We start from the raw sequence: 7,938 nt of genomic DNA, 5'->3' as shown, positions 1-7,938 counted from the left end.
TTCCCATAGCGCAAGCTAGTAAGATCCCTGAAAGATGATCAGGTTGATAGGTCCGGTGTGGAAGTGTAGCGATACATGGAGCTGACGGATACTAATCGATCGAGGACTTAATCAAATATGTAACAAACGTTTTAAGGTTTACCTTCTCATTTATCTGGTTTTGAGGGAATGAATACCTCAAAAAGTTTGGTGACGAAAGCGAAGAGGTCACACCCGTTCCCATCTCGAACACGGAAGTTAAGCTCTTCAGCGCCGATGGTAGTTGGGGGATCTCCCCCTGCAAGAGCAGGACGTTGCCAAGCAACTAAAAACGCGTTATGGTTTAATCCATAACGCGTTTTTTTTGTGTTTATTTTAAGGCTTGTTCTCATACTAGCTCTATGCAGACAGACTTGCCCAAAAAGAGTAGCAATCTGTCTTCATAACCCTCGTATGCAGACAGACTTATCCAAAGTGAACAGTATCTTGTCTTTATAAAAGTTTCATGAGGATATCCTTCTCCATTCCGAGTAATTTCCCCTCCTCATATACTCCATTATCCTCAAAAAAACCTAAATCACCAATTAAAGCACCAAAAATTACAAATACTAGCCAATTTTAAAAAACTTACCCCTTTCCCGATTGTCGTTATGACTAAAGGGTAAATGTAAAACTATAGTGTTATAATGGAACAAATATTAGACGGAGGAATGTTCATGCTTGATAACAGCTTAGTGATGGTTCTCATAATCTTAATTATTAATATTGTTTATGTTACTTTTTTTACGATAAGGATGATACTAACTCTTAAGGGATACAGATATATTGCTGCTTTTGTGAGTATGGTTGAGGTAGTGATTTATGTTGTGGGTCTTGGGTTAGTACTTGATAATTTGAATCAAATACAAAATTTAATTGCCTATGCCATAGGGTATGGTATTGGTGTAATTGTTGGTACGAAAATTGAAGAAAAAATGGCACTTGGTTATATTATGGTGAATGTCATTACAAAAGAGTATGATAGGGATCTTCCGAAACAGCTGCGTACTGAGGGGTACGGCGTTACTACGTGGGCTGCACAAGGGTTGGAGGGAGACAGAATGGCTCTCGAAGTTTTGACACCAAGGAAATATGAACTTAAACTATATCAAACAATTAAAGAAATTGATCCGAAAGCATTTATTATCGCTTATGAACCAAAAGCAATTCATGGTGGCTTTTGGGTAAAAGCAGTCAAAAAGGGAAGATTGAATAGGTGAATATGATGAAAAAAGAATTTGAAGTAATGGAAAATGAAACAATTGATGATTGTTTGAAAAGGATGGAACTAGAAGGATTCAAGCCTGTAAGGAGAATTGAAAAACCCCTTTTCAAAGAAGAACAAAATAAAGGTGAAACTAAATACATCCCAATTGCACAAAAAATTATTTTTCAAGGGGTAAAAACCCCCTAAACACGAACGTTATATTCAGTTAGTTTTCCAATGTTCGATTTTTGATTGACATCCCATCTTGATATTTGTTAAGATGTAGGTGTCAACAAAGGCCTCGTATATCATGGGAATAAGGCCCATAAGTATCTACCCGATTACCGTAAATAATTGGACTATGAGGAAAGTGGAATTTGGGAAGCATTTGAAGGTGCTTTTTTCAAGTGTGATTTCTAACCCCGGATAGCCTGCTTTCTTTTATAGAAAAGCAGTCTATCCTTTTTTTATTTTACATATAAAGGGCGGAGGGATGATATGAAGACCGAAGTCGGAATCATCATGGGCAGTACTTCTGATTGGGAAACGATGAAGAATGCCTGCGAAGTACTTGATGAATTACAGGTACCTTATGAAAAGAAGGTTGTATCGGCACATCGTACGCCGGATTTAATGTTTGAATATGCGGAAACGGCAAAAGAACGAGGGTTAAAGGTGATTATTGCCGGGGCAGGTGGGGCAGCGCATTTACCAGGGATGGTGGCAGCAAAGACAGTGTTGCCTGTTATCGGTGTTCCTGTTGAATCTAAAGCATTAAAAGGTATGGATTCCTTACTATCCATCGTGCAAATGCCCGGTGGAGTTCCTGTTGCAACTGTAGCAATTGGAAAAGCAGGGGCTGTGAATGCTGGTTTACTTGCTGCACAAATACTTGGAACTACAAACGAAGAAATTGCCGAGCGTCTTGAAAATAGAAGAAACGATATGAAAGAAAAAGTGTTGGAAAGCAGTGATCAGCTTGTCTAAAACATTTATTAAACCAGGACAAACGATTGGGATTATCGGTGGTGGTCAGCTCGGTCGAATGATGACCTTTTCAGCGAAGGAAGCCGGATTCAGAGTAATCGTATTGGAGCCATCACAGGACTCGCCGGCAGGACAAGCAGCAGATGAACAAATTGTTGCGGCCTATGATGATCATGAAGCACTGGCAATATTAGCAGAAAAAAGTGATGTCATCACATATGAGTTTGAAAATATTGATTATGAAGCACTGCGTAAATTAACTGAAAAATCATATATTCCGCAAGGTGCAGAATTGATTAAAATCACCCAGGACAGAATTTTGGAAAAACAAGCTTTGACGGATGCCGGAGTGGAAGTAGCGCCATATTCTATCATTCAAACGGAGAATGATCTGGAGCTAGCGGTGCAAAAGATTGGGTTTCCTTGTGTATTAAAAACTTCACGCGGCGGATATGACGGCAAAGGGCAATATGTCATCAATAAACAAGAAGATTGTGATGAAGCTGGCTCACTATTAAGAAATGGACCTTGCGTTCTGGAAGCTTGGATTCCGTTTGAAAAAGAAATATCCGTGGTCATGGCGAGAAGTGTAGAGGGAGAATTAAACTGTTTTCCAATCGGTGAAAACATTCACGAAAATAATATTTTGCATGAAACGATTGTACCAGCCAGAGTTTCAGGTGACGTGGAAGACAGAGTCCTTGAATTGGCAAAGAAAATTGCGGATCATCTAAATCTGGTCGGAACGCTTGCAGTTGAATTATTTTTGACAGAAGACGGGAATCTGTTCGTAAATGAATTGGCTCCAAGGCCACATAATTCAGGCCACTACACGATTGAAGCATGCAATATTTCACAGTTTGGTCAGCATATTAGGGCTATTAGCGGGTGGCCATTACAAGAAGCAAAACTCCTGAAACCAGCAGTAATGGTAAATATATTAGGACAGCATGTTGAAGCTGTAATGAGTGAAATGCCGCAGCGCCCTGACTGGTCCATTCATTTTTACGGAAAAAAAGAAGCAAAACATAACCGTAAAATGGGGCATGTGACAATTTTAACGGAAGACATCGATACGACCTTGCAGGAACTTGATGCCAGTGAAGTGTGGAATAGCTAAAGAGACAGGCAAAAAAACGACATTCGGAGGAGAAATGATCATGTATAAAGTGAAGGTTTTTGTAACGTTAAAAGAGAGTGTTGTTGATCCACAAGGTTCTGCAGCAACGAAAGCACTGCAAAAAATAGAATTTCCTGAGGTTAAAGATGTGCGCATTGGTAAGTTTATCGAGTTAACAGTGGAGAAGACAGAGAAAAACATTGAAGAAACGGTTCATGAAATGTGCCGCAACTTGCTCGTTAACACAGTGATTGAAGATTATCGCTTTGAAATCGAGGAGGTCGGTGCACAGTGAGATTCGCTGTTGTCGTTTTTCCCGGAACTAGTTGTGAAGTTGACACTTTTGACGCAATCAAAGATGTGCTTGGTGAAGAAGTCGATTTTGTCAGACATGATAGCTACCAATTGGATGCGTATGATGCGATTGTGCTTCCAGGCGGTACTTCATATGGCGACTCGGTTCGTCCTGGTGCGATTGCCCGGTTGCAGCCTGTCATGAAAGAAGTGAAAAAAGCAGCTGAAGCAGGAAAACCCATCCTTGGCATCGGCAACGGATTCCAAATTCTACTCGAAGCGGGACTTCTTCCAGGTGTGATGCTTCAAAATCAGAATCTTAAATTCATTTGTAAACCTGTTCAGCTTAAAGTGGTGAATAACGATACAGCGTTCACCTCTAGCTATGAAAAAGATGAACAGATTACCATCCCGATTGCACATGCAAAAGGAAATTACTACTGCGATGCAGCAACTTTGACTGAATTACAAACAAATAAACAAATTATTTTCACTTATACATCGGATAATCCGAATGGAAGTATAAAGAATATTGCGGGGATCACCAATAAACAAGGTAATGTTCTTGGCATGATGCCACATCCAGAACGGGCTGTAGATGAGCTTTTCGGTAGTAAAGACGGAATCAGGCTTTTTCAATCGATTGTTAGAAACTGGAGGGAATCACATGCAACAAATGCTTGAGCCAAATCCTACTCAAATCAAAGATGAAAAAATTTACCGTGAAATGGGTTTGACAGACGAAGAGTTCGCACTTGCGGAAAAAATGCTCGGAAGAACTCCCAATTATACTGAGACAGGCTTATTTTCAGTGATGTGGTCTGAGCATTGCAGCTATAAGAATTCCAAGCCAGTATTAAAAAAGTTCCCGACAAAAGGCAAACAAGTTCTTCAAGGTCCAGGTGAAGGTGCGGGGATCGTTGATATTGGTGATAACCAAGCCGTTGTCTTTAAAATCGAAAGCCATAACTCCCCATCTGCAATCGAACCGTACGAAGGTGCGGCAACTGGCGTAGGCGGTATTGTGCGAGACGTGTTCTCGATGGGGGCAAAGCCAATCGCTGCGTTGAACTCACTTCGGTTTGGTGAACTTGATTCTCCAAGAGTTCGCTATTTGCTTGAGCAGGCAGTAGCTGGCATTGCTGATTATGGTAATGCACTCGGTGTTCCAACAGTCGGCGGTGAAATTCAATTTGATCCGGCTTATGAACATAATCCACTTGTCAATGCAATGGTAGTCGGTTTGATTAATCATGAAGATATGCAAAAAGGTCAGGCAAAAGGAGTCGGCAATACTGTCATGTATGTCGGTGCTGCGACTGGCCGCGACGGGATTCACGGAGCAACCTTTTCATCCGTAGAATTAGCAGAAGAAGAAGATGAAGACCGCGCGGCGGTACAAGCAGGAGATCCTTTTACTGAAAAATTACTGATGGATGCGTGTTTGGAACTTGTAAAATCAGATGCATTAATCGGTATTCAAGATATGGGTGCAGCAGGTCTTACGAGTTCATCAGCGGAAATGGCGAGTAAAGCTGGATACGGAATTGAAATGAATCTTGATTTAATTCCGCAACGTGAAGCAAATATGACGGCTTACGAAATGATGCTGTCAGAATCACAAGAGCGGATGCTGATTGTCGTTACAAAAGGACGCGAGCAAGAAATCATCGATTTATTTGCGAGTTACGACCTAGAGGCAGTATCCGTTGGTCACGTAACTGACGATAAAATGCTTCGATTGACACATAAAGGCAATGTAGTGGCAGAAGTTCCTGCAGATGCACTTGCTGAAGATGCACCTGTTTATCATAAGCCTTCTGCCGAGCCGGCTTATTATCGAGAGTTCCAAGCAATGGATCAGGATATTCCTGAAATCTCCGATTATAACGAAACATTGATTAAACTTTTACAGCAACCAACAATCGCCAGTAAAGAATGGGTTTATAGTCAATTCGACCATCATGTTGGTTCGAACACAGTTGTAAGCCCAGGCTCAGATGCGGCAGTTGTAAGAATTCGCGGTACAGAAAAAGCAATTGCGATTACGACTGACTGTAATTCAAGATATATATACTTAGATCCGGAAGTTGGCGGTAAGATTGCAGTTGCGGAAGCAGCACGTAACGTTGTCTGCTCTGGTGCTGAGCCGCTTGCCATTACAGATGGCCTTAACTTTGGGAGCCCGGAAAAACCAGAAATATTTTGGCAATTAGAAAAATCAGCAGCTGGTATTAGTGAAGCCTGTCTTGCTCTTGAAAGCCCTGTTATTGGCGGTAACGTGTCGCTTTTCAATGAAAAAGGCGGTAAAGCAATTTACCCAACACCAATCATTGGTATGGTGGGCTTAATCGAAGACCTCTCTTATGTAACAACACAAGAATTTAAATCAGCAGGCGATCTAATTTATTTAGTCGGTGAAGCGCGGGATGAGTTTGGCGGAAGCGAATTGCAAAAATTAGTTCATGGCAAAATTTTCGGAAAAGCACCTGCGATTGATTTAGAAGTGGAAGTAAAAAGACAAAAACAAATCCTTCAAGCGATTCGCGGCGGATTTGTCGCGTCTGCACATGATGTATCTGAAGGTGGGACAGCTATTGCCCTTGCAGAATCCTTATTTGGAACGAATGGACTAGGTGCAGAAGTAACGCTTAATGGTAACGAAACATCATCATTATTTTCCGAAACACAATCACGTTTTATCCTCTCTGTGAAAAAAGAACATCAAGAGGCATTCGAACAGCTTGTTGAAGATGCTTCATTAATCGGCGAAGTTACTGAAAGCAAGCAGTTGATCATCAACGGTGCCGAAAAACAGTTAATCAAATCTAACATTAAGGTATTGGAAGAAGCCTGGAAAGGAGCCATTCCATGTTTGCTGACATCAAAGGGCTAAACGAGGAATGCGGCGTTTTTGGAATTTGGGGACATGCAGATGCGGCTCAAATTACGTATTACGGTCTGCATAGCTTGCAGCACCGCGGGCAGGAAGGCGCGGGGATTGTTGTTACCGATGGAAAGCGCCTTAATGGGATCAGAGGCGAAGGGCTTGTCAATGACGTTTTTGATAAAAAGAAAATTGAAAGCTTGGAAGGGACAAGTGCGATTGGCCATGTAAGATATGGGGGAGCTGGGAAAGGCGGGCTGGAAAATGTGCAGCCTTTCCTGCTCCATTCACAAAGTGGAGGGCTAACGCTAGCTCATAATGGCAATTTAATTAATGCCAATGATTTAAGACATCAGCTTGAGATGCAAGGCAGTATTTTTCAAACAACGTCAGATACGGAAGTACTTGCCCATTTGATTAAACGCAGTGGATATCTTGCATTAAAGGATAAAGTTAAAAATGCCCTTTCGATGGTAAAAGGTGCCTATGCTTTTATTTTAATGTCTGAAACGGAATTAATTATCGCCTTGGATCCGAACGGCATGCGCCCGCTTTCGATTGGTAAAATCGGTGACGCCTATTGTGTATCATCCGAGACATGTGCCTATGATTTGATTGGAGCGGAATTTGTTCGCGATGTGGAGCCGGGAGAATTGATTGTGATCAATGACGAAGGTTTACATGCAGAGCGATTTTCCCTTTCAGCATCAAGTGCAATGTGTACGATGGAATATGTCTATTTTTCCCGTCCTGACAGTGATATTCAAGGGATTAACATTCATACAGCGAGAAAAAATCTGGGGAAAATGCTGGCGAAAGAAGCACAAATTGAAGCGGATGTCGTAACAGGGGTACCTGATTCAAGTATTTCCGCAGCGATTGGCTTCGCGGAAATGGCAGGTATTCCATATGAACTCGGCATTATTAAAAATCGATATGTCGGCCGGACATTCATTAAGCCATCACAGGAATTGCGCGAGCGCGGCGTAAAGATGAAGCTATCTCCTGTCAGAAAAGTTGTTGAAGGCAAGCGGGTCGTCATGGTTGATGATTCCATTGTTCGCGGGACGACATGCAAGCGAATCGTATCGATGTTGAAGGAAGCGGGAGCGACAGAAGTGCATGTGTGCATCAGTTCACCCCCTATGAAAAATCCATGCTTTTACGGAATTGATACGTCAACACATGAAGAATTAATTGCCTCAGAACATAGTGTGGAAGAAATTCGTGAAATTATTGGAGCAGATTCCCTTACATTTTTAAGTGTCGAAGGAACGCTCGAAGCCATTGGCCGAAAAGGATACGGAAAAGATTGCGGACAGTGTATGGCATGCTTTACTGGAGAATATCCAACAGAAATTTATCCAGATACACTATTGCCGTATGAGAAGGAACTAATGAGATAACCAACTAATATAATGTGTC

General features: G+C 41.7%; 8 protein-coding genes, 2 rRNA genes and 1 riboswitch. All 10 genes read left to right on the top strand.

The window, feature by feature from the left end:
* Positions 1 to 115: ribosomal RNA gene (locus KHA88_RS19125) — 23S ribosomal RNA — on the top strand; the annotation flags it as partial.
* A 70-nt stretch (positions 116 to 185) separates the two neighbouring features.
* A 5S ribosomal RNA gene (gene rrf / locus KHA88_RS19120) occupies positions 186 to 302 on the top strand.
* 393 nt (positions 303 to 695) lie between these two features.
* Positions 696 to 1,238 carry a DUF2179 domain-containing protein gene (locus KHA88_RS19115; protein ID WP_213099814.1) on the top strand — a complete coding sequence of 181 codons (543 nt, stop codon included), beginning with the start codon at positions 696 to 698 and terminating at the stop codon, positions 1,236 to 1,238.
* 5 nt (positions 1,239 to 1,243) lie between these two features.
* On the top strand, positions 1,244 to 1,432 hold the full coding sequence (locus KHA88_RS19110) for an NETI motif-containing protein (protein WP_213099469.1): 189 nt from the start codon (positions 1,244 to 1,246) through the stop codon (positions 1,430 to 1,432).
* A 74-nt stretch (positions 1,433 to 1,506) separates the two neighbouring features.
* Positions 1,507 to 1,607: riboswitch (purine riboswitch) on the top strand.
* 116 nt (positions 1,608 to 1,723) lie between these two features.
* Positions 1,724 to 2,212 (top strand): 5-(carboxyamino)imidazole ribonucleotide mutase, encoded by a 489-nt coding sequence (gene purE, locus KHA88_RS19105; protein WP_213099470.1) that lies wholly within the window; start codon positions 1,724 to 1,726, stop codon positions 2,210 to 2,212.
* Positions 2,205 to 3,332, top strand: a complete 1,128-nt coding sequence (gene purK / locus KHA88_RS19100; RefSeq protein WP_213122641.1) for a 5-(carboxyamino)imidazole ribonucleotide synthase — start codon at positions 2,205 to 2,207, stop codon at positions 3,330 to 3,332. The genes purE and purK overlap by 8 nt, the downstream gene beginning before the upstream one ends.
* A gap of 40 nt (positions 3,333 to 3,372) precedes the next feature.
* Complete coding sequence (gene purS, locus KHA88_RS19095; RefSeq protein WP_213122640.1) at positions 3,373 to 3,627, top strand: phosphoribosylformylglycinamidine synthase subunit PurS; 255 nt, start codon at positions 3,373 to 3,375, stop codon at positions 3,625 to 3,627.
* The gene (gene purQ / locus KHA88_RS19090) at positions 3,624 to 4,310 is read left to right on the top strand and encodes a phosphoribosylformylglycinamidine synthase subunit PurQ (RefSeq protein WP_213122639.1); all 687 of its coding nucleotides are present in this window, start codon (positions 3,624 to 3,626) and stop codon (positions 4,308 to 4,310) included. The genes purS and purQ overlap by 4 nt, the downstream gene beginning before the upstream one ends.
* The gene (purL, locus tag KHA88_RS19085) at positions 4,294 to 6,522 is read left to right on the top strand and encodes a phosphoribosylformylglycinamidine synthase subunit PurL (RefSeq protein WP_213122638.1); all 2,229 of its coding nucleotides are present in this window, start codon (positions 4,294 to 4,296) and stop codon (positions 6,520 to 6,522) included. The genes purQ and purL overlap by 17 nt, the downstream gene beginning before the upstream one ends.
* Positions 6,498 to 7,919, top strand: coding sequence for an amidophosphoribosyltransferase (purF, locus tag KHA88_RS19080; RefSeq protein WP_213122637.1), 1,422 nt, complete (start codon positions 6,498 to 6,500; stop codon positions 7,917 to 7,919). The genes purL and purF overlap by 25 nt, the downstream gene beginning before the upstream one ends.
* The last annotated feature ends 19 nt before the right edge of the window (positions 7,920 to 7,938 follow it).

The organism is Lederbergia citrea, assembly GCF_018343525.1.
In the GTDB taxonomy this organism is placed as follows: Bacteria; Bacillota; Bacilli; order Bacillales; family Bacillaceae_C; genus Lederbergia; species Lederbergia citrea.
This window is presented reverse-complemented; position numbering and strand designations above follow the sequence as displayed.